The organism is Paraburkholderia unamae (genome assembly GCF_003268775.1).
GTDB lineage: Bacteria > Pseudomonadota > Gammaproteobacteria > Burkholderiales > Burkholderiaceae > Paraburkholderia > Paraburkholderia unamae.
The window spans coordinates 58677-76452 of sequence record NZ_QLSU01000017.1; the positions used below are offsets into that span (position 1 = coordinate 58677).

Sequence of the window (17776 nt, forward strand, 5' to 3'; positions counted from 1 at the left end):
GAAACGAATGAAAGCAGTCTGCGTATATTGCGGCTCCTCGCTCGGAGCCAGCCCCATTTACACCGAAGCGGCCCAGGCATTCGGCCGCGCGCTGCTCGCCTCGAACCTTGCGCTCGTCTACGGCGGCGGCAAGGTGGGCCTGATGGGCGTAATTGCCGACACCGTGATGGCCGGCGGCGGCCGCGCCATTGGCGTGATCCCCGAGCTGCTCGTCGACAAGGAAGTGGGCCACGCGGGCCTCACCGAGCTGCACGTGGTGCCCGACATGCATCATCGCAAGAAGATGATGGCCGATCTCTCCGACGCATTCGTCGCGCTGCCGGGCGGCGCGGGCACGCTCGAAGAACTGTTCGAGGTCTACACGTGGGCCCAGCTCGGCTATCACCGCAAGCCCGTGGGCGTGCTCAACATCGGCGGTTTTTACGACCCGCTCATGGCGCTGCTCGACCACACGGTGCGCGAAGGCTTCATGCGCGAGACCTACCTCGACATGCTGCAAACCGACAGCGATCCGGTCGCGCTGATCGCGAAGCTCCAGCGCTATCACGCGCCCGCGAAGGACAAGTGGGCGGATCTGCGCGAGAACGTCTGATCCGAACGCGCGCCGTTGCGCCCGCTGTTGGCCCCCCGTTGCCCCAAGACACACTGGAGTCACTACGATGAGTGCATCGCAATGAGCAAGGTTGTCCTGATCACCGGCGCGAGCCGCGGCATTGGGCGCGCGACGGCGCGTCTGCTCGGCGCCCACGGCTGGACCGTGGGCGTGAATTATCTGCACAACGAACCGGCCGCCGACGAAACCGCCGCCGAGGTGGGCCGCGCGGGCGGCCACGCGCGCGTGCTGCGCGGCGACGTGGCGAACGAGGCGGACGTGGTCGCGATGTTCGACGCGCTCGAATCGGCCTACGGCCGTATCGACGCGCTCGTGAACAATGCGGGCATCGTCGCGCCCGGCAGCCAGGTCGCCGACATGAGCGCCGAGCGCCTGAAGCGCATGTTCGACGTGAACGTCTACGGCGCGTTCCTGTGCGCGCGCGAAGCCGCGCGGCGCATGTCAAAGGATCGCGGCGGCGACGGCGGCGCGATCGTCAACGTGTCGTCCGCGGCGGCGCGCCTCGGCTCCCCCAACGAGTACGTGGATTACGCGTCGTCCAAGGGCGCGGTCGACACGATGACGATCGGCCTCGCCAAGGAGCTTGGCCCGCAGGGCGTGCGCGTGAACGCGGTGCGCCCGGGCCTCATCGACACCGAGATCCACGCCAGCGGCGGCCGGCCCGACCGCGCCGCCGTGCTCGGCGCGCAAACGCCGCTCGGGCGGCCCGGCAGCGCGGAAGAAGTCGCGCAAACGATCGTGTGGCTGCTGAGCGACGCCGCTTCGTACGTCACGGGCGCCCTGCTCGACGTGAGCGGCGGACGCTAGAACGACGAACCGGGTTCGCGCAGGAACGCGGCTTCGTCGTCGGTGGAGGGGCGCGCGAGTTGGGCGTTGCGGTGCGGAAAGCGCCCGAAGCGTTCGATGACCTTGGCGTGGCGCAGCGCGTAATCGTAGTAGCCCTGACCTTCCGGCTCTTTCGCCAGTTCGCCGAAAAGCCGCAGCGACTCGCGCTGCGCTTCGGCGCTTTCGGCGTGCTCGAACGGCAGATACGCGAACGAGCGATGCTGCAAGGTCGGCAAACGCAAGTCGGCGCCGCTCGCCACCATCTCGCGCGCGACCGCGAGCGCCTGCTCGTCGGTGGCAAACGCGTGCGGCGTGCCGCGATGGCAGTTGCGCGAAAACTGGTCGAGCACGATTACGAGCGCGAGCGCCCCTTCGGGCGTCGCGCGCCACGCGTCGAGCTCGCCCGCGGCGGCGGCTTCGAGCAGCGCACCGAAGCGTTCGCGCAACTGGGCGTCGAACGCCGCGCGCTTGCGGAACCACATCTTGCGCTCACGCCCGAACTCCTCCGAATCCGGCGCGCCGAACCAGAAGTCGAGCACGTCGCGCGCGCGAGGATCGAGACTCATCCGGCCAGTTCCAGCACGAGACGCCGCGTGCGCGCACTCTTCTTTTCGAGCTTCGCCACGCGCAGCGCGCCGATTTCCTGCGTGTTGCGCACATGCGTGCCGCCGCAAGGCTGTAGATCGACGTTCTCGATACGCAACAGGCGCACGCGGCCAAGACCCATGGGCGGCTTCACGCTCATCGTGCGCACGAGTTCGGGACGCTGCGCCATTTCCTCGTCAGTGATCCATTCGGTCGCGACGGGATGCGCGCCGGCCACGAGTGCGGCGAGCCGCGCCTCCACGGTCTCACGCTCGATCGGCTCGACCGTTGCGAAGTCGAGGCGCGCGTAGTCGGTCGTGATGCTGCAACCGTCCACCGCGTACGGCAGCACCGCGCACATCAAATGACTCGCCGTGTGCAGGCGCATGTGGCGATGGCGGCGCGCCCAGTCGATCTCCGCGCGCACGCGCTCGCCCGCGGCGAGGCGCGCGATGAGCGCTTCCTGGCCGGGCGCGGGAACGTGCAGCGCGTCGTCGGGCGTCGCGCCTTCGAACTTTGCCTTGCGCGTGTCGGCGATCTCGATGCGCGTGCCGTCGGCGAGCACCAGCGCGCCGGCATCGCCGGCCTGGCCGCCGCCGAGCGGATAGAACACGGTCTGGTCGAGGCGCACGCCGTCTTCGCCCACGGCGAGCACGGTCGCTTCGCAGTGCGTGAGATAGGCGTCTTCGCGAAAGAGCGCGCGGGTGGTCGTCATCGTGGGTGTCTCCTTGTTTTGCGTGCGGCGGACGGCGCGGCTGCGCTTCGGCCAAAAGACCATTATGGGCGCACGGCCAAAGACCCTGTCACACGACCGGAACGCGCGGTCACCGGACTGTACCGGCGCACGGACCGGCACAATCCAGCGCGATCCGGCGCGCGGACTCAACCCGGACGGTTGCGCATCCAGTCGGCGGTGTCGAAGAACGAGTGCAGCAGACGCTCGCGCAGCGGCTCGGGCAGGCCGACGTCTTCCATCGCCCAGGCCATGCAGCGCAGCCACTGGTCGCGCTCGGAGGAGGCGATCGCGAACGGCAGATGGCGCGCGCGCAGGCGCGGATGGCCGAAGCGCTCGATGTAGTGGTCCGGGCCGCCGAGCCAGCCGCACAGGAACCAGAACAGCTTGTCGCGCGAGCCGTCGAGCGTTTGCGGGTGCATCGCGCGGATGCCCGCGAACTCGGCTTCGAGGTCCATCAGGTCATAGAAACGGTCGACGAGTTCGCGCACGCGCGCCTCGCCGCCGACGAGTTCGAAGGCCGTGGGTTTCTGCGGCGCTTCGTCGGCTGGATCGGTCATACGGTCAAAAGAGTACGAAATGAGGGACGGCCATGCGAATGAAGGCGCAGCCGTAAACCAACGATTTTCGCATAGCGGCGTGGAACCGGCGCTGGCGCCCTGAGTACCCTGCGCGCCCTACGCGTCGCGCAGCGACTGCAACGCCGGCCGCGCGAGCACGTGACGCAAGCTGATCCAGCCCCCCACGCCCGCGCACAGCACGCCCGCGGCAATGCCGGCCGGCACGAGCCACGGATCGAAAGCGAGATAGAACTGAAACACGCGCGTGGCGAGCACCGAGCCCACGACTTGCGCGCCGATCGCCGCCATGAGGCCCGCGAGCGCCCCGACCGAGACGAACTCGGCCACCTGCACCGCGCGCACCTGCTGGTGCGACGCTCCCAGCGCGCGCAGCAGCGCCGACTCGCGCATGCGCTCGTCGCGCGTGCCCGCGAGCGCCGCATAGAGCACGAGCACGCCCGCGGCGAGCGTGAAGATGAAGAGGAACTGCACGGCGCCGATCACCTGCTCCAGCACGCGCTCGATCTGCGCGAGGATCGGCGCGATGTCGATGGCGGTGACGTTCGGATAACGCGCCACGAGGCCGTCCACGACCCCGCGCTGCGCAGGCGGCAGATGAAAACTCGTGATGTAGGTTGCCGGGAAATCGCGCAGCAGCGGGGGCGGCATCAGCACGAAGAAGTTCACCTTGAACGAGCCCCAGTCGAGCTTGCGCACGCTCGTGACGGGCGCGCTCACTTCGAGGCCGGTCACGTCGAACTTGAGCACGTCGCCGGGCTTCACGTTGATGAGCTTCGCGAGCCCCTGCTCGATGGAAAGCTGCGGCGCGCTCGAATCGCCATACCACTCGCCCGCTTCGATGCGGTTGTCGTCGGGCAGCTTCGTCGTGTACGAGAGATTGAATTCGCGATCGACGAGACGCCGCGCGTCCTCGCTCTTGTACGAATCGGGATTCACGGGCTTGCCGTTGATCGAGATGAGGCGTCCGCGCACCATCGGCTGGAGATCGCTGTCGGCGTCCCCCGCAATGCCATGCGTGCGCAGCCAGGCGGCCACGGCGTCGCGCTGGTCGGGCTGGATGTCGATGAGGAATTCGTTGGGCGCGTCGGGCGGCGTGGATTTGCGCCAGCCTTCGACGAGATCGTTGCGCGTCATCGCAATGAGCAGCAGGCACATGAGGCCGATGGCGAGCGCCGTGATCTGCAACGCACTCGCGCCCGGCCGCCGTTCGAGCGACGCGAGCGCATAGCGCCAGCCCACGCCCGCGCGCACCTGGCCGCCGAAGCGCCCGCTGCGCGCGATACGCGCCGCGCACCAAAGCGCCACGCGCGCCACGCCCGCGAATACGAGCAGCCCGATCGCAAAGCCGCCGGCAACGATGCCGCCCAGCTTGAGCTCGCCCGCCGCGATCACGAGCAGTCCCGCGAACAGCGCGATGCCGACGCCGTACGCGGCCCATGCGGCGCGCCCTTCGTCGCCCCACTCGCGGCGCAGCACGCGCACGGGCGGCACGCGCGTGAGCGGCAACAGCGGCGGCAGCGCGAAGCCGAGCAGCAGCACGAGGCCGGCGGCGATGCCTTCGATCACCGGCATCGGCCCCGGTTGCGGCAGCACGACGTCGATGAGATTGCCGAGCCACGCCAGCAGCGCGAGATGCCCCGCGTAGCCGAGCGCAACGCCGATCGCGCCGCCCAGCAGCCCGAGACCCGCGAACTCCAGCACGAAGAGTGTGCGCAACGTGCGCTGGCTTGCGCCAAGGCAGCGCATCGTGGCGCAGGCGTCGAGATGGCGGCGCGTGTAGCGATGCGCGGCCATCGCGATCGCCACGGCCGCGAGCAGCGCCGTAAGCAGCGAAACGAGCGTGAGGAAGTGGCGTGCGCGATCGAGCGTCTGGCGCACCTGCGGCTGGCCGTCCTGAAGCGATTCGAGCGCGACGCCACGCATCTTGCCGCCATCCACGCGCTCGCGCGCCCAGGCGGCGAACTGCGCGACTGCCGGGTCGGCGCCCGCCACGAGCAGGCGGTAGGTCACGCGGCTGCCATAGCCGATCAAGCCGGTGGACGCGAGCTCATCGGCGCGCAGCATGAGGCGCGGCGAGAAGTTCACGAACGAAAAGCCGCGATCGAGCTCCTTCGTGATGAGCGCGTTCACGGTGAAGGTGCGCGTGCCGACCTTCACGGTGTCGCCCACATGCAGCTTGAGCGCGTCGAGCAGCTCGTCGTCCACCCAGACAGTGCCGGGTGGCGGAATACCCTGCGCCGCGTGATCGGGCGCGCCGGGCGCGGCGGCAAGGCGCAGCGCCCCGCGCAACGGGTAGTCCGCCGACACGGCCTTGATGGCGGCAAGGCGCGTGGCCGTGGAAACGACAGCGCCCGATGGACCCGATGCGGCCGCAACCGCTGCGGACGGGGCCATGCCCGAACTCACCATGCTCGGAAAAATCGCCGTCGTCGCCGTGCGCAGCGCGAGCGATTTCGCCTCGCGCGCAAACATCGGATCGACGGGATGGTCGGCGCGCACGATAAAGTCCGCGGCGATCATGCGCCGCGCATCGCGTTCGAGCCCGCGCTGGAGGCGATCGGCGAGAAAGCCCACGCTAGCGAGCGCAGCCACGGCGAGCACGAGCGCGAACAGCAGCATCGTGAGTTCGCCGGCGCGCCAGTCGCGCGCGGTCATGCGCGCGGCAAGCTGCATGAGATCGGACCAGCCAGGCGTCGCGCGCGCGGCTGCGGGCCGCGACGGTCCACCCGGTCCACCTGCGCCGCCCGTGGCCCCCGGCGGCTCAGCTTGCGCGAACCCCGGTCCGCCCTCGCTGCGCGGGGGCTTCGGGTTGGAAGAAGAGGAAGGCGCGCCGCCGCTCAATCGTGGCGACCTCGCAGCGAAAGACGCGAGACCATATGCGTCGCCATGCCGCGAAAGCCGCCCTGCACACCGCGCCACAGGCGCGGCAGCGCCCAGGCGGCCAGCACGAGGAACGCCACGAGCATGACAAGAAAGAGCAGCGGTACAAAGAGCGCGAGTAGCACGCCCACGAAGGTCATGCCGTCCTCGGCGCTCGACGTGACGACGTTCGAGACCGGCTCGGGCGACAGATTAATGAGCGCGCGCGTGCCCGCCTTGGCCAGATGCGCGGTGCCCGCGAGCGTGCCGCCCGCGAGCGCGGCGACCGTCAGCACGGCCGGATCGGCATGGCCGAGCGCGCCGGCCGCCAGCACGGCGCCGGCCGGAATGCGGATGAAGGTGTGCACGGCGTCCCAGAGCGAATCGAACGCGGGCACCTTGTCGGCGAGGAATTCAAGCACCGTGAGCGCGGCGGCGATGCCGATCACCCAAGGCGAAGCGAGCACGGATAGCGTGTCGGGCAGATGAATGAGGCCGAGGCGCTGCAACACGCCGGCCATCAGCACCGTGAGATAGAGGCGCAGGCCGCTGCCCCAGGACAGGCCCGCTGCTAGCGAAAGTGGTTCCAGCATGGCTGCCTCCTCACGCGGCGCGGCCGGGCGCCGGTGCTCCGCGCTTGAAGGCGGGAGCGCTGGCGCTGCGCGCACACGCTCGCCGCACAAGCGGCGCGGAGTGTTATCGGGTTATGACCGTTCCATTATAGCCATGCTCGCTGCGCCGCCGCAGTGGTGTTGCGCAGGCGCGGCAGACGCATGGACTGGATCAGGCGGCCGAAGAGAGCTTCAGGCCGATGAGCCCGAGCACGATCAGCGCGGCGCTCGCCACGCGCGCCGCGCTCACGGCCTCGCCCATCATCACGATGCCGAACACGAACGCGCCCACCGCGCCAATGCCGGTCCAGACCGCGTAGGCGGTGCCGAGCGGCAACTGGCGCATGGCCATGGCGAGCAAGACGAAGCTGCCGAGCGCCGTGACCACGGTGAACACCGAGGGCCAAAGCCGCGTGAAACCGTCGGAAGACTTGAGACCGGCGGCCCAGGCGACTTCGAGCACGCCGGCGATCAGAAGAAGAAACCAGGACATGGGGAACGCTCCATTGAAAAATGGGGCCGTCCCCGATGAAAACGAAGAGTCGCAAGGCCGTCCTTACGATTCTGTAATTATAGCACCATCACGGTGCATCGCGCCGTCAGGCGTCACTGCACGCCCACGAGCCGATAGCCCACGCCCGTCTCGGTGATGATGTGCTCGGGCTGCGCGGGATCGCGCTCCAGCTTCTGGCGCAGATGCGCCATGTAGATGCGCAGGTAGTGGCTGCTCTCCACGTGCGACGGCCCCCAGACCTCGCGCAGCAGTTGTCGGTGCGTGAGCACGCGCCCCGCGTCGCGCACCAGCGTGGCGAGCAGCCGGTATTCGATAGGCGTGAGATGGACCGGCGCGCCCTCGCGCGTGACCTGGCGCAGCGCCAGATCGACGTTCACGGCGCCGAAGCTCACCTGCGGCGCTTCGTTGGCCCCGCCACGGTTGCGACGGCGCAACTGCGCCCGAATGCGCGCGAGCAGCTCGGAAACGCCGAACGGCTTCGTGAGGTAGTCGTCGGCGCCCGCGTCGAGCGCGGCCACTTTCTCGCTTTCCTGGGTGCGCGCCGAAAGCACGATCACGGGCAGGTCGCTCCAGCCGCGCAGCTCGCGGATCACGTCGAGGCCGTCGGTGTCGGGCAGGCCCAGGTCGACGATCACGAGGTCGGGCTTGCGCGTGGCCGCCTCGACGAGACCCTGCTTGCCGGTTTCGGCGTCGTGCACGACGAAGCCCTCGCCCTCCAGCGTGGCGCGCACGAAACGTCGAATCTGCTTTTCGTCTTCGATCAGGACAACGGCGATGCTCGGGTCACTCATGGGTGGGTTTGGGATCGAAGGGTTGCTCGGGGGCGGGTGCGCGCTGCGCCTCGCCGGACGGCGTGAGCGCTGCGGGCGTTTCAGGCGTTTCAGGCGCTGCGGGTAATGCGGGTAATGCGGGGACTTCGGGCGCGTCGGCGGCATCCGTGTCGTCGGTGTCGTCCGCGCTGTCCGTCACGTCGGCGGGCAGCGGCGGCGGCGACTCCACGGGCAGCGCGAACCAGAACGTCGCGCCTTCCACATGGCCGTCCGCGGCAACGCGATTGGCCGCGCCGATTGTACCGCCATGCGCCTCGACGATCGCCCGGCAGATCGCGAGGCCGAGCCCGATGCCGGGCTTGGCCGACTCTTTCTCGCCGCGCGTGAACTTCTCGAACACACGCTCGCCCATGGCGGGCGGCAGGCCCGGCCCGTTGTCCTCGATCGACACGCGCACGAACGGCTGACCGCCCTCCTCCACGCGCCGCGCGGCGATGGTGAGCGGCGTATGCGCCGGGGTGTACTTGGCGGCGTTTTCCAGCAGGTTCGAAAAGAGCCGCTCCATGAGCACCGCGTCGAGCTGGAGCAGGGGCAAACCTGCTTCGAGCTTCACCTGCACCGGGTGACGCGCGAGCACCCGGCGGCACGCGGCGAGCGCCGCGCCCACGGTTTCCTCCAGCAGCGTCCACTGGCGGTTGAGTTTCAGGCTGCCCGCCTGCAACCGCGCCATGTCGAGCAGGTTCGTGACGATGCCGGTCATGCGCAGCGCCTCGTCGTGGATCGCCTCGATCAGCTCGCCCGAGCGCGCGTCGGGCGCCTCGTGCGGCTCATGCGTTTGTGCGAGCATCGACGAAAAGCCGACGATCGCCGTGAGCGGCGTGCGCAGGTCGTGCGAAATGGCCGAGAGCAACGAATTGCGCAAGCGCTCCGACTCCATGTTGACGAGCGCGTCGCGGGCGATGTCCACGTAGTGCACGCGCTCGAGCGCAAGCGCGATCTGCGCCGCGAATGCGTCGAGCATGCGTTGCTGCTCGGGCACCTGTAGCTCGCGGGCGTCGCGCGTCACGACGGCGAGCACGCCGCGCGTGCGCATCGGCGCCTTGAGCGGCAGATAGCGCGCGACGGCGGCGGGCAGCGTGTCGGTGCCGTTGCCCGCGGGCTTTTGCTGGTCGTACACCCACTGGCCGACGTCGATATCGAGGCTTTCGGCGTCGAGCATGATCTGCGGATCGGGGTCCTCGATCTTCTGCTGCACCTTGTCCGCGCTGTCCGGCAACAGGAGCGCCACGCGCGCGCCGAACACCTCGCTCACGTGACGGCTGCCGATCGCCACGATCTGCTCGGTGGTGAGCGCGGCGGCCAGTTCGCGCGCCATGGCGTACATCGCGCCCGTGCGCTGCTCGCGCCGCTGCGCGACGCTCGCCTCGCGGCGCAGGCTGGACGTGAGATGGCTGATGACGAGCGAGGTGAGCAGCATGCCGACGAAGGTCAGCAGGTATTGCGTATCGGTGACCGAGAACGACATCCTCGGCGGCACGAAGAAAAAGTCGTACGCCGCGACGCTCGCGAACGAGAGCATGACGCCGGGGCCCCGGCCGAGCTTCGTCGCCGCGAAGATCACGCCGAGCAGATACAGCATCACGAGATTCGCGAGGTCGATACGGTCGATCAACTGGCTCGCGATGAGCGTCACGCACGCGCAGATCACGAGCGCGGCCGCATAGGCGCGCGGTGGCGAGCGCTCGGCGCCGCCCGCCGCGAGCGCCTCGCGCCATGCATTGGCGGCGCGCGTAGCGGCGCTCGCAGCGCCGGGCTCGCCGCCCGCGTGCACCGCCTCGCCCGCGCTCGCGCGCACGAGCGTGAGATCCACGTCGCCGGCCTTTTCGGCCAGACGCTCGCCGAACGGGCGCTTGAGCCAGCGCGAAAAGCCCGTGCGCAGCGAGCCGCCCGCCACGAGCTTCGAGACGTTGCGCAGCCGCGCATAGCCGACGAGCGTGGTGGCGGCGTCCTCGCCTGCCAGCGTCGCCGTTTCGGCGCCCAGTTCGGAGGCGAGCTTGAGCGCGCCTAGGGTGCGCTCGCGAACCGCGTCGGGCAGGCGCTGAAGCTTCGGCGTCTCCACATACACGGCAATCCAGTCCGCCTTGAGGCTCGCCGCGAGGCGCGCGGCGGCGCGCACGAGGGCATTCGCCTCGGGCCCCGGCCCCACGCACACGAGCAAACGCTCGCGCGCCTGCCATACATGCTGGATCGAGCGGTCGGCGCGATACTCGCGCATCTGCGCGTCCACGCGATCGGCCGTGCGGCGCAGCGCCAGTTCACGCAGCGCGATCAGGTTGCCCTTGCGAAAGAAGTTGCGCACCGCGCGCTCGGCCTGCGCGGGCATGTAGACCTTGCCGTCGCGCATGCGGTCGAGCAGTTCCTCGGCGGGCAAGTCGACGAGCGTGACTTCGTCGGCGCGGTCGAACACGCGGTCGGGCACGGTCTCCCACACGCGGATGCCCGTGATCTGCCCCACCACGTCGTTGAGGCTTTCGAGGTGCTGGACGTTGACGGTCGTGTAGACGTCGATACCCGCGTCGAGCAGTTCGTAGACGTCCTGCCAGCGTTTCATGTGCCGTGCGCCGGCCACGTTCGAATGCGCGAGTTCGTCGACGAGCACGAGTTGCGGCTTGCGCGCGAGTGCGGCGTCGAGATCGAACTCCTCCAGCAGACGCCCACGGTAGGCAATGCGCTGGCGCGGCATCACGTCGAGACCATCGGTCAGCGCGGCGGTTTCGCTGCGCCCGTGCGTCTCGACAATGCCGACGACGACATCGACGCCTTCCTCCGCGCGGCGGCGCGCGGCTTGCAGCATCGCATAGGTCTTGCCGACGCCCGCGGAGGCGCCGAAAAAGATCTTGAGCTTGCCGCGGCGGCGTTTCTCTTCGTCGCGTTGCAGGCGGTCGAGCAGTTCGTCGGGATCGGGGCGGTTCATGCGGAAAATGGATGGGGTTGCGCGCAGGTGTCACGCACCACGAAAGATCGTCTCACCGTGGCGCCGATATGGCAAATGCGGCATAAACGGCAAACGCAATGAACCGCACGCACGCCGCTCGAAGCGCCGTGCGTGCGGTGCGGTTCAACAGCGCCCAGGTCTTCGGGCTCAGCTCGCCTCTTTACCGTCGAGCGCGAGATTGAGTTCAAGCACATTCACGCGCGACTCGCCGAACACGCCGAACTGACGGCCCTTCGTGTAGCGGTCCACGAGCGCCTGCACGTCGTTTGCGCTCAGGTGTCGCGCCTGCGCGACGCGGGCCACCTGGTACGCGGCGGCGGCGGGCGAGATCTCGGGATCGAGTCCGCTGCCCGAGGACGTCACGAGATCGGCCGGAATGGGCTGCGACACGTCGGTGCCCGCGGCCTTCAGCGCATCGATACGGCCTTTGACCTCGTCGGCGAGCGCCGGGTTGGTCGGACCGAGGTTCGAGGCGCCCGAGCCCTGCGCGTTATACGGCATGGGCGACGTGGCCGAGAGACGGCCCCAGAAGTACTGGGGCGCATCGAACTGTTGGCCGATGAGCGCGCTGCCCACCACCTTGCCATTCACTTCGATGAGGCTGCCGTTGGTCTGGCGGTGGAACGCGGCCTGGCCGAACGCGGTCATCACGGCCGGATACACGAGGCCGGTCACGACCGCCAGCACGGCGAAGATCACGATCAGAGGGCGAAACTGCGATTTCATTTTGGCTTCCTATGTATCTATCCGTGTGTGTCTCTGTCCAGGCGGCTCAAACCCAGCCGAACGCGGCAAGCACCATGTCGATCAGCTTGATGCACGGGAACGGCAGGAGGATGCCGCCGAGGCCATAGACCAGCAGATTGCGGCGCAGCAGCGTCGCGGCGCCGAGCGGCCGGTACTTCACGCCCTTGAGCGCGAGCGGAATCAGCATCACGATGATGAGCGCGTTGAAGATCACCGCCGAGAGGATGGCCGACGACGGCGAGGTCAAATGCATCACGTCGAGCACGCGCAGTTGCGGATACGTCGAAGCGAACGCGGCCGGAATGATCGCGAAGTACTTCGCGACGTCGTTGGCGATCGAGAACGTCGTGAGCGAGCCGCGCGTCATGAGCATCTGCTTGCCGATCTCGACGATCTCGATGAGCTTGGTCGGGTTCGAGTCGAGGTCGACCATGTTGCCCGCTTCCTTCGCGGCCTGGGTGCCCGTGTTCATCGCCACGGCCACGTCGGCCTGCGCGAGCGCCGGGGCGTCGTTGGTGCCGTCGCCCGTCATCGCCACGAGCTTGCCCTGCGCCTGATGTTCGCGGATGGTCGCGAGCTTGGTTTCGGGCGTCGCTTGCGCGAGGAAGTCGTCCACACCGGCTTCGGCGGCGATCGCGGCAGCGGTCAGGCGGTTGTCGCCCGTCACCATCACGGTCTTGATGCCCATCTTGCGCAGCTCGGCGAAACGCTCCTTGATGCCGCCCTTCACCACGTCCTTCAGTTCGATCACACCGAGCACGCGTGCCGCGCCATCATGCATTTCAGCCACCACGAGCGGCGTGCTGCCGCGGCGGGCCACGTCGTCCACGGCGTTATCGACTTCGCCGGGGAAACGACCGCCATGCGCTTCGACGTAATGCTTCACGGCGTCGGCGGCACCCTTGCGGATTTCGCGGCCGGGCATGTCCACGCCGCTCATGCGCGTTTGGGCACTGAAGGCGAGGAACACGGCGTGCAGCGAGTGCATGTCGCGCTGGCGAATATTGAAGCGCTGCTTCGCGAGCACGACGATGCTGCGGCCTTCCGGCGTTTCGTCAGCGAGCGACGAGAGTTGCGCGGCGTCTGCCAGCACTTCTTCGGTCACTCCGGGCGCCGGCACGAACATCGACGCCTGACGATTGCCGAGCGTGATCGTGCCGGTCTTGTCGAGCAGCAGCACGTCCACGTCGCCGGCGGCTTCCACGGCGCGGCCCGAAGTCGCGATCACATTGGCCTGCATCATGCGGCTCATGCCGGCCACGCCAATCGCCGAAAGCAGACCGCCGATGGTCGTCGGAATCAGGCAGACGAGCAGCGCGACGAGCGCCGTGATCGTGACTACGTGCCCCATCTTCGCGGCTTCGACCGAGAACATCGAGAACGGCAGCAGCGTGGCAGTGGCCATCAGCAGCACGATGCTCAGCGCGACGAGCAAGATAGTGAGCGCGATTTCGTTCGGCGTCTTCTGGCGCTTCGCGCCTTCGACCATCGCGATCATGCGGTCGAGGAACGCTTCACCAGGATTCGCCGTCACACGCACGACAATCCAGTCGGAGAGCACGCGCGTGCCGCCCGTCACCGAAGAAAAGTCGCCGCCCGACTCACGGATCACCGGCGCCGATTCACCCGTGATGGCCGACTCGTCCACCGACGCCACGCCTTCGATCACTTCGCCGTCCGCCGGAATCGTGTCGCCGGTCTCGACCAGCACCACGTCGCCGCGGCGCAGGTCGGACGCCGTCATGATGCGGATCGGCGCTTTCGGATGCGGCTCGTTGAGCTTCTTGGCCATGACGTCTTTCTTGGCCTGGCGCAGCGACGCGGCCTGCGCCTTCGAGCGCCCTTCCGCGAGCGCTTCCGCGAAGTTCGCGAACAGCACCGTGAACCACAGCCAGAGCGCGACCGCGAGGATGAAACCCGCGGGCGCTTCGGCCTGGCCCATGAGCGCCGCGATCCAGAGGATCGTCGTGAGCACGCTGCCCACGTAGACGCAGAACATCACGGGGTTGCGCAACTGGGTGCGCGGTTTGAGTTTTCTAAACGAGTCCACGATAGCCGGACGCACCAGCGCCGGATCGAACATGGACCGCGTTGCACTATGCTGATTCATTTTCGTTTCGCTCATGTTGCGAAGGCCCCCGTTCAATGCACGCCCATCATGATCAGATGCTCCACGCCGGGACCGAGCGCGAGCGCGGGCACATACGTGAGCGCACCAACCAGCAGCACCGTGCCGAGCAGCAGCACGACGAAGAGCGGGCCATGCGTGGGCAACGTGCCGCCCGTCACCGCAATGCGCTTCTTGCTCGCGAGCGAACCCGCGATGGCCAGCACCGGAATGATCGTGCCGAAGCGGCCGAACCACATGGCAATGGCGAGCAGCCAGTTATAGAACGGCGTATTCACGGACAGACCGGCGAACGCGCTGCCGTTGTTGTTGGCGGCGGAACTGAACGCGTACAGGATCTCGGAGAAGCCGTGTGCGCCCGGATTGGAAATGCCGGCCTTGCCCGCGTCGGATAGCACCGCGATCGAGGTGCCCAGCAGCACGAGCAACGGCGTAAGCAGCACGACGATCGAGACCATCTTCATCTCGAACGACTCGATCTTCTTGCCGACGTATTCGGGCGTGCGGCCGATCATGAGCCCAGCCACGAACACTGCGAGCAACGCGAACACGAGCATGCCGTAGAGACCCGAGCCGACACCGCCGAAGATCACCTCGCCGAGCTGGATGAAGAGCATCGGGACGAGGCCGCCGAGCGGCGTGAGCGAGTCGTGCGCCGCGTTCACGGCGCCGCACGAAGCCGCCGTGGTGGCGACGACGAAGATGCCCGTTTGCGCGATGCCGAAGCGCGTTTCCTTGCCTTCCATGTTGCCGCCCGCCTGTAACGCGCTGGCGTGCTGGTCGACGTTGAGCGACGTGAATACCGGATTGCCCGCCTGTTCGGCCGACAGCGCGCAGCCCACGGCCACGGCGAACGCGATTGTCATCACCGCGAGCACGGCGACGCCTTGCCTGCGGTCGCCCACCACGTTGCCGAACACGAGACACAACGCCGCGGGAATGATCAGGATCGCCAACATTTCCACGACGTTCGAGACCGGCGTGGGATTTTCGAACGGATGCGCAGAATTCGCGTTGAAGAAACCGCCGCCGTTGGTGCCGAGCATCTTGATCGCGACCTGCGAGGCGACCGGGCCCATGGCGAGCGTTTGCGACGTGACCTTCGTATCCACCGTTTCGGGATTGCCCTTCGCGTCCTTCACGGGGTTGCCCTGGGCGTCGAGCTTCGGCGCGGCGTAGGTCGTGGTTTGCAGCACTGGCACGTCCTGATACGCCTTGAAGTTCTGGATCATGCCCTGGCTCATGAGGAGCGCGGCGACGATCGCCGACATCGGCACGAGGATGTAGAGCGTCGTGCGCGTGAGGTCGACCCAGAAGTTGCCGATGGTCTGCGCCGTATGACGCGCGAAACCGCGAATCAACGCCATGACCACGACGATGCCCGTCGCCGCCGAAAGGAAGTTCTGCACGGTGAGGCCGAGCATCTGCGTGAGATAGCTCACGGTCTGCTCGGGCGTGTAGTCCTGCCAGTTGGTGTTGGTGACGAAGCTCACGGCCGTGTTGAACGCGCCGTCCACGGTCATCGGGCCGAACTGCTGCGGATTGCCGGGCAGCCAGCCTTGAATGCGCAGCAGCACGTACAGAAAGCCCACGCCGAGCACGTTGAACGAGATGGTGGCGAGCGCATAGCGCTTCCAGCTCATCTCGGACTGCGGATCGACGCCGGCCACGCGATAGAGCAGGTTTTCGAGCGGCGCAAACAGCCTCACGACGCGCGAGCGCCCGTCGAGCACACGCGTGATATAGCCCGCAACGGGCACCGCGAGCGCAAGCAGGATGACGATGAAAAGCCCCGCCTGGAGCAGAGTGTTGGCGTTCATTCGATATCCTCCGCGCGCAGGAGCGCATGGACCAGATAAACGAACAGCAACAGCGTAGCCGCGCCCGATAGCCAGAAAATCCAGGTCATGAGCGCGCTCCCTTGCCGCCTTGATCGGCGCGGCGATACTGCGTGAGCTTCTCGCAGCCGGCGATCAACGCGTATGTGAGCGCGGCGAAAACCGCCAGCCCCCCGATATACAGCACATCCATTTTCGTGTTCTCCATTCACGGATTACGGATGGCTGGAAGGTACCTCCTATCGCATTAAATCCGGGTCAAAGGTTTTGGCGCGCGTATAAAAATCGCGTAAACGCGGCGGGGCGTCACGCCGGCTCATCACCGGAACGGAAAAGAAAAAGGCGCGCAACACGGGCGTTGCGCGCCTTGGGTTTTGCCTGGGCGTCAGCAGGTAAAGATCGAAAAGGTCGAGTCAATACCCGGGCGCCGTTGGCACGATGCGTGCGGCGCGGCGGTGCATCAATTCATCTCACGGCAGCAGCACCGTCGACCCCGTGGTCTTGCGCCCTTCGAGATCGGCGTGCGCCTGACCGACGTCCTTGAGCGCATAGCGCTGATTGATCGACGTCTTCACCTTGCCCGAGGCCACCACCTCGAACAACTCGGCGGCCATCGCCTCATAGTCGGCGCGCTTCGCGATGTAGCTGAACAGCGTCGGGCGCGTGAAAAAGAGCGAGCCGCGTCCCGCGAACTCCGAGGAATCGATCGGCGGCAGCGGCCCCGACGCATTGCCGAAGCTCACGAACATGCCGAGCGGCGCAAGGCAGTCCAGCGATTTCGTGTAGGTATCCTTGCCGATCGAGTCATACACCACGGGCACGCCCGCGCCATTCGTGATCTCGCGCACGCGGGCGGTGAAGTCCTCGCGCGTGTAGACGATCGGATGGTCGCAGCCGTGCGCCTTCGCAATCGCCGCTTTCTCGTCCGAACCCACGGTGCCGATCACCGTCGCGCCCAGCGCCTTCGCCCACTGGCATACGAGCAGGCCCACGCCGCCGGCGGCCGCCTGGATCAGGATCGTGTCGCCGGCCTTCACGCGGTACGTGCGGCGCAGCAGGTACTGGGCGGTGAGGCCTTGCAGCATGATCGAGGCCGCCGCTTCGTCGCTGATCGCGTCGGGCAGCTTGATCAACTGTTCGGCGCGCAGCACGCGCTCCTGCGCGTATGCGCCCGGCGGACGCCCGACATAGGCCACGCGGTCGCCCACCTTCAGCGTGCTCACGCCGCTGCCCACGGCGGTCACCTCGCCGGCCGCCTCCATGCCGAGCCCGGCGGGCAGCGGCTGCGGGTAGAGGCCGGTGCGGAAATACACATCGATGTAATTGAGGCCGCACGCGCTCTGGCGCAGCCGCACCTCGCCCTCGCCCGGCTCGCCCACCTCGACGTCCACCCACTTCATCACTTCGGGGCCGCCGGTCTTGTCGTAACGGATTGCCTTGCTCATCACGTCTCCTTGCTGTTGGCTACATGGCGCACGCCGTGTGCGCTCGCTTCAGATAGCTTCCTTCTGGCGCAGCGTCAGCACGTCGAGCAGCATGCGCGCCGTCGAGATGTTGGTGGCGCACGGCACGTCGTGCACATCGCACGCGCGCACCAGCGCGTTGATGTCGGGTTCGTGCGGCTGCGGGGTCATCGGGTCGCGCAGGAAAATCACGATGTCGACGTTGCCTTCGGCCAGACGCGCGCCGATTTGCAGGTCGCCGCCATGCGGGCCGGAAAGCATGCGCTCGACGTTCAGGCCGGTCGCGGCCTCGATGCGCGTACCGGTCGTGCCGGTGGCGATGATCTCGCAGTGACGCAGCGTGTCGACGTATTCGCTTGCCAGCTTGACGATGTCTTCCTTCTTGTGGTCGTGCGCGATCAGTGCGACGCGGGTTGGCATGGCGTGAGGCTCCTTGAGGTGAGAGTGGCTTGCGTGTTGCAGTGCGTCGCGAAGGCCTGCGTGAGCCGGGCGTCGGTTCGGGCGAACGACGACC

17 protein-coding genes are annotated in these 17776 nt (G+C 67.6%); 2 read left to right on the forward strand and 15 right to left on the reverse strand.

Going from position 1 to position 17776, the window contains the following annotated elements; translation table 11 throughout:
* The first annotated feature begins 7 nt into the window (after positions 1–7).
* Together C7401_RS25905 and C7401_RS25910 are read left to right on the forward strand one after the other, a co-directional pair.
* The gene (locus tag C7401_RS25905) at positions 8–592 is read left to right on the forward strand and encodes an LOG family protein (RefSeq protein WP_112174284.1); all 585 of its coding nucleotides are present in this window, start codon (positions 8–10) and stop codon (positions 590–592) included.
* Positions 593–673: 81 nt separating this feature from the next.
* On the forward strand, positions 674–1420 hold the full coding sequence (locus C7401_RS25910; protein ID WP_112174285.1) for an SDR family oxidoreductase: 747 nt from the start codon (positions 674–676) through the stop codon (positions 1418–1420).
* On the opposite strand, the gene C7401_RS25915 is transcribed toward C7401_RS25910, so the two are convergent.
* From C7401_RS25915 to C7401_RS25985, 15 genes are all read right to left on the reverse strand, one after another.
* On the reverse strand, positions 1417–2004 hold the full coding sequence (locus tag C7401_RS25915) for a DUF924 family protein (RefSeq protein WP_112174286.1): 588 nt from the start codon (positions 2002–2004) through the stop codon (positions 1417–1419). The two genes, C7401_RS25910 and C7401_RS25915, sit on opposite strands and share 4 nt — an antisense overlap.
* Positions 2001–2738, reverse strand: coding sequence for an alanyl-tRNA editing protein (locus tag C7401_RS25920; RefSeq protein WP_112174287.1), 738 nt, complete (start codon positions 2736–2738; stop codon positions 2001–2003). Before C7401_RS25920 ends, C7401_RS25915 begins: the two co-directional genes overlap by 4 nt.
* Positions 2739–2905: 167 nt before the next feature.
* Entirely contained in the window at positions 2906–3316 is a 411-nt protein-coding gene (locus C7401_RS25925; protein ID WP_112174288.1) for a group II truncated hemoglobin, read from the reverse strand.
* A 117-nt stretch (positions 3317–3433) separates the two neighbouring features.
* The gene (locus C7401_RS25930; RefSeq protein WP_181565691.1) at positions 3434–6010 is read right to left on the reverse strand and encodes an ABC transporter permease; all 2577 of its coding nucleotides are present in this window, start codon (positions 6008–6010) and stop codon (positions 3434–3436) included.
* Positions 6011–6174: 164 nt separating this feature from the next.
* Positions 6175–6789, reverse strand: coding sequence for a DUF4126 domain-containing protein (locus C7401_RS25935; RefSeq protein ID WP_112174289.1), 615 nt, complete (start codon positions 6787–6789; stop codon positions 6175–6177).
* A 190-nt stretch (positions 6790–6979) separates the two neighbouring features.
* On the reverse strand, positions 6980–7300 hold the full coding sequence (gene sugE, locus C7401_RS25940; RefSeq protein WP_112174290.1) for a quaternary ammonium compound efflux SMR transporter SugE: 321 nt from the start codon (positions 7298–7300) through the stop codon (positions 6980–6982).
* Positions 7301–7413: 113 nt separating this feature from the next.
* Positions 7414–8112 (reverse strand): two-component system response regulator KdpE, encoded by a 699-nt coding sequence (kdpE, locus tag C7401_RS25945; RefSeq protein WP_112174291.1) that lies wholly within the window; start codon positions 8110–8112, stop codon positions 7414–7416.
* Positions 8105–11065 carry a DUF4118 domain-containing protein gene (locus tag C7401_RS25950; RefSeq protein ID WP_112174292.1) on the reverse strand — a complete coding sequence of 987 codons (2961 nt, stop codon included), beginning with the start codon at positions 11063–11065 and terminating at the stop codon, positions 8105–8107. The genes kdpE and C7401_RS25950 overlap by 8 nt, the downstream gene beginning before the upstream one ends.
* A 168-nt stretch (positions 11066–11233) precedes the next feature.
* Positions 11234–11812, reverse strand: a complete 579-nt coding sequence (gene kdpC, locus C7401_RS25955) for a potassium-transporting ATPase subunit KdpC (protein ID WP_112174293.1) — start codon at positions 11810–11812, stop codon at positions 11234–11236.
* 46 nt (positions 11813–11858) lie between these two features.
* Positions 11859–13943 carry a potassium-transporting ATPase subunit KdpB gene (gene kdpB, locus C7401_RS25960; protein WP_112174371.1) on the reverse strand — a complete coding sequence of 695 codons (2085 nt, stop codon included), beginning with the start codon at positions 13941–13943 and terminating at the stop codon, positions 11859–11861.
* Positions 13944–13975: 32 nt separating this feature from the next.
* The gene (gene kdpA, locus C7401_RS25965) at positions 13976–15781 is read right to left on the reverse strand and encodes a potassium-transporting ATPase subunit KdpA (protein WP_112174294.1); all 1806 of its coding nucleotides are present in this window, start codon (positions 15779–15781) and stop codon (positions 13976–13978) included.
* A complete protein-coding gene (gene kdpF / locus C7401_RS25970; RefSeq protein ID WP_027819619.1) occupies positions 15778–15870 on the reverse strand; it encodes a K(+)-transporting ATPase subunit F in 93 nt (30 codons plus the stop codon). The genes kdpA and kdpF overlap by 4 nt, the downstream gene beginning before the upstream one ends.
* Positions 15867–15992 carry a potassium ABC transporter ATPase gene (locus tag C7401_RS25975; protein ID WP_112174372.1) on the reverse strand — a complete coding sequence of 42 codons (126 nt, stop codon included), beginning with the start codon at positions 15990–15992 and terminating at the stop codon, positions 15867–15869. The genes kdpF and C7401_RS25975 overlap by 4 nt, the downstream gene beginning before the upstream one ends.
* Positions 15993–16269: 277 nt before the next feature.
* Positions 16270–17244 carry a quinone oxidoreductase family protein gene (locus tag C7401_RS25980; protein WP_112174295.1) on the reverse strand — a complete coding sequence of 325 codons (975 nt, stop codon included), beginning with the start codon at positions 17242–17244 and terminating at the stop codon, positions 16270–16272.
* 48 nt (positions 17245–17292) lie between these two features.
* Positions 17293–17682, reverse strand: a complete 390-nt coding sequence (locus C7401_RS25985; RefSeq protein WP_112174296.1) for a methylglyoxal synthase — start codon at positions 17680–17682, stop codon at positions 17293–17295.
* Positions 17683–17776 lie beyond the last annotated feature (94 nt).

What these genes read in the sequence shown, in the direction of transcription:
- C7401_RS25905 (WP_112174284.1), top strand. Translation starts at nt 8, where the DNA reads ATGAAAGCAGTCTGCGTATATTGCGGCTCCTCGCTCGGAGCCAGCCCC.
- C7401_RS25910 (WP_112174285.1), top strand. Translation starts at nt 674, where the DNA reads ATGAGCAAGGTTGTCCTGATCACCGGCGCGAGCCGCGGCATTGGGCGC.
- C7401_RS25915 (WP_112174286.1), bottom strand. Translation starts at nt 2,004, where the DNA reads ATGAGTCTCGATCCTCGCGCGCGCGACGTGCTCGACTTCTGGTTCGGC.
- C7401_RS25920 (WP_112174287.1), bottom strand. Translation starts at nt 2,738, where the DNA reads ATGACGACCACCCGCGCGCTCTTTCGCGAAGACGCCTATCTCACGCAC.
- C7401_RS25925 (WP_112174288.1), bottom strand. Translation starts at nt 3,316, where the DNA reads ATGACCGATCCAGCCGACGAAGCGCCGCAGAAACCCACGGCCTTCGAA.
- C7401_RS25930 (WP_181565691.1), bottom strand. Translation starts at nt 6,010, where the DNA reads ATGCAGCTTGCCGCGCGCATGACCGCGCGCGACTGGCGCGCCGGCGAA.
- C7401_RS25935 (WP_112174289.1), bottom strand. Translation starts at nt 6,789, where the DNA reads ATGCTGGAACCACTTTCGCTAGCAGCGGGCCTGTCCTGGGGCAGCGGC.
- sugE (WP_112174290.1), bottom strand. Translation starts at nt 7,300, where the DNA reads ATGTCCTGGTTTCTTCTTCTGATCGCCGGCGTGCTCGAAGTCGCCTGG.
- kdpE (WP_112174291.1), bottom strand. Translation starts at nt 8,112, where the DNA reads ATGAGTGACCCGAGCATCGCCGTTGTCCTGATCGAAGACGAAAAGCAG.
- C7401_RS25950 (WP_112174292.1), bottom strand. Translation starts at nt 11,065, where the DNA reads ATGAACCGCCCCGATCCCGACGAACTGCTCGACCGCCTGCAACGCGAC.
- kdpC (WP_112174293.1), bottom strand. Translation starts at nt 11,812, where the DNA reads ATGAAATCGCAGTTTCGCCCTCTGATCGTGATCTTCGCCGTGCTGGCG.
- kdpB (WP_112174371.1), bottom strand. Translation starts at nt 13,943, where the DNA reads ATGAATCAGCATAGTGCAACGCGGTCCATGTTCGATCCGGCGCTGGTG.
- kdpA (WP_112174294.1), bottom strand. Translation starts at nt 15,781, where the DNA reads ATGAACGCCAACACTCTGCTCCAGGCGGGGCTTTTCATCGTCATCCTG.
- kdpF (WP_027819619.1), bottom strand. Translation starts at nt 15,870, where the DNA reads ATGACCTGGATTTTCTGGCTATCGGGCGCGGCTACGCTGTTGCTGTTC.
- C7401_RS25975 (WP_112174372.1), bottom strand. Translation starts at nt 15,992, where the DNA reads ATGGATGTGCTGTATATCGGGGGGCTGGCGGTTTTCGCCGCGCTCACA.
- C7401_RS25980 (WP_112174295.1), bottom strand. Translation starts at nt 17,244, where the DNA reads ATGAGCAAGGCAATCCGTTACGACAAGACCGGCGGCCCCGAAGTGATG.
- C7401_RS25985 (WP_112174296.1), bottom strand. Translation starts at nt 17,682, where the DNA reads ATGCCAACCCGCGTCGCACTGATCGCGCACGACCACAAGAAGGAAGAC.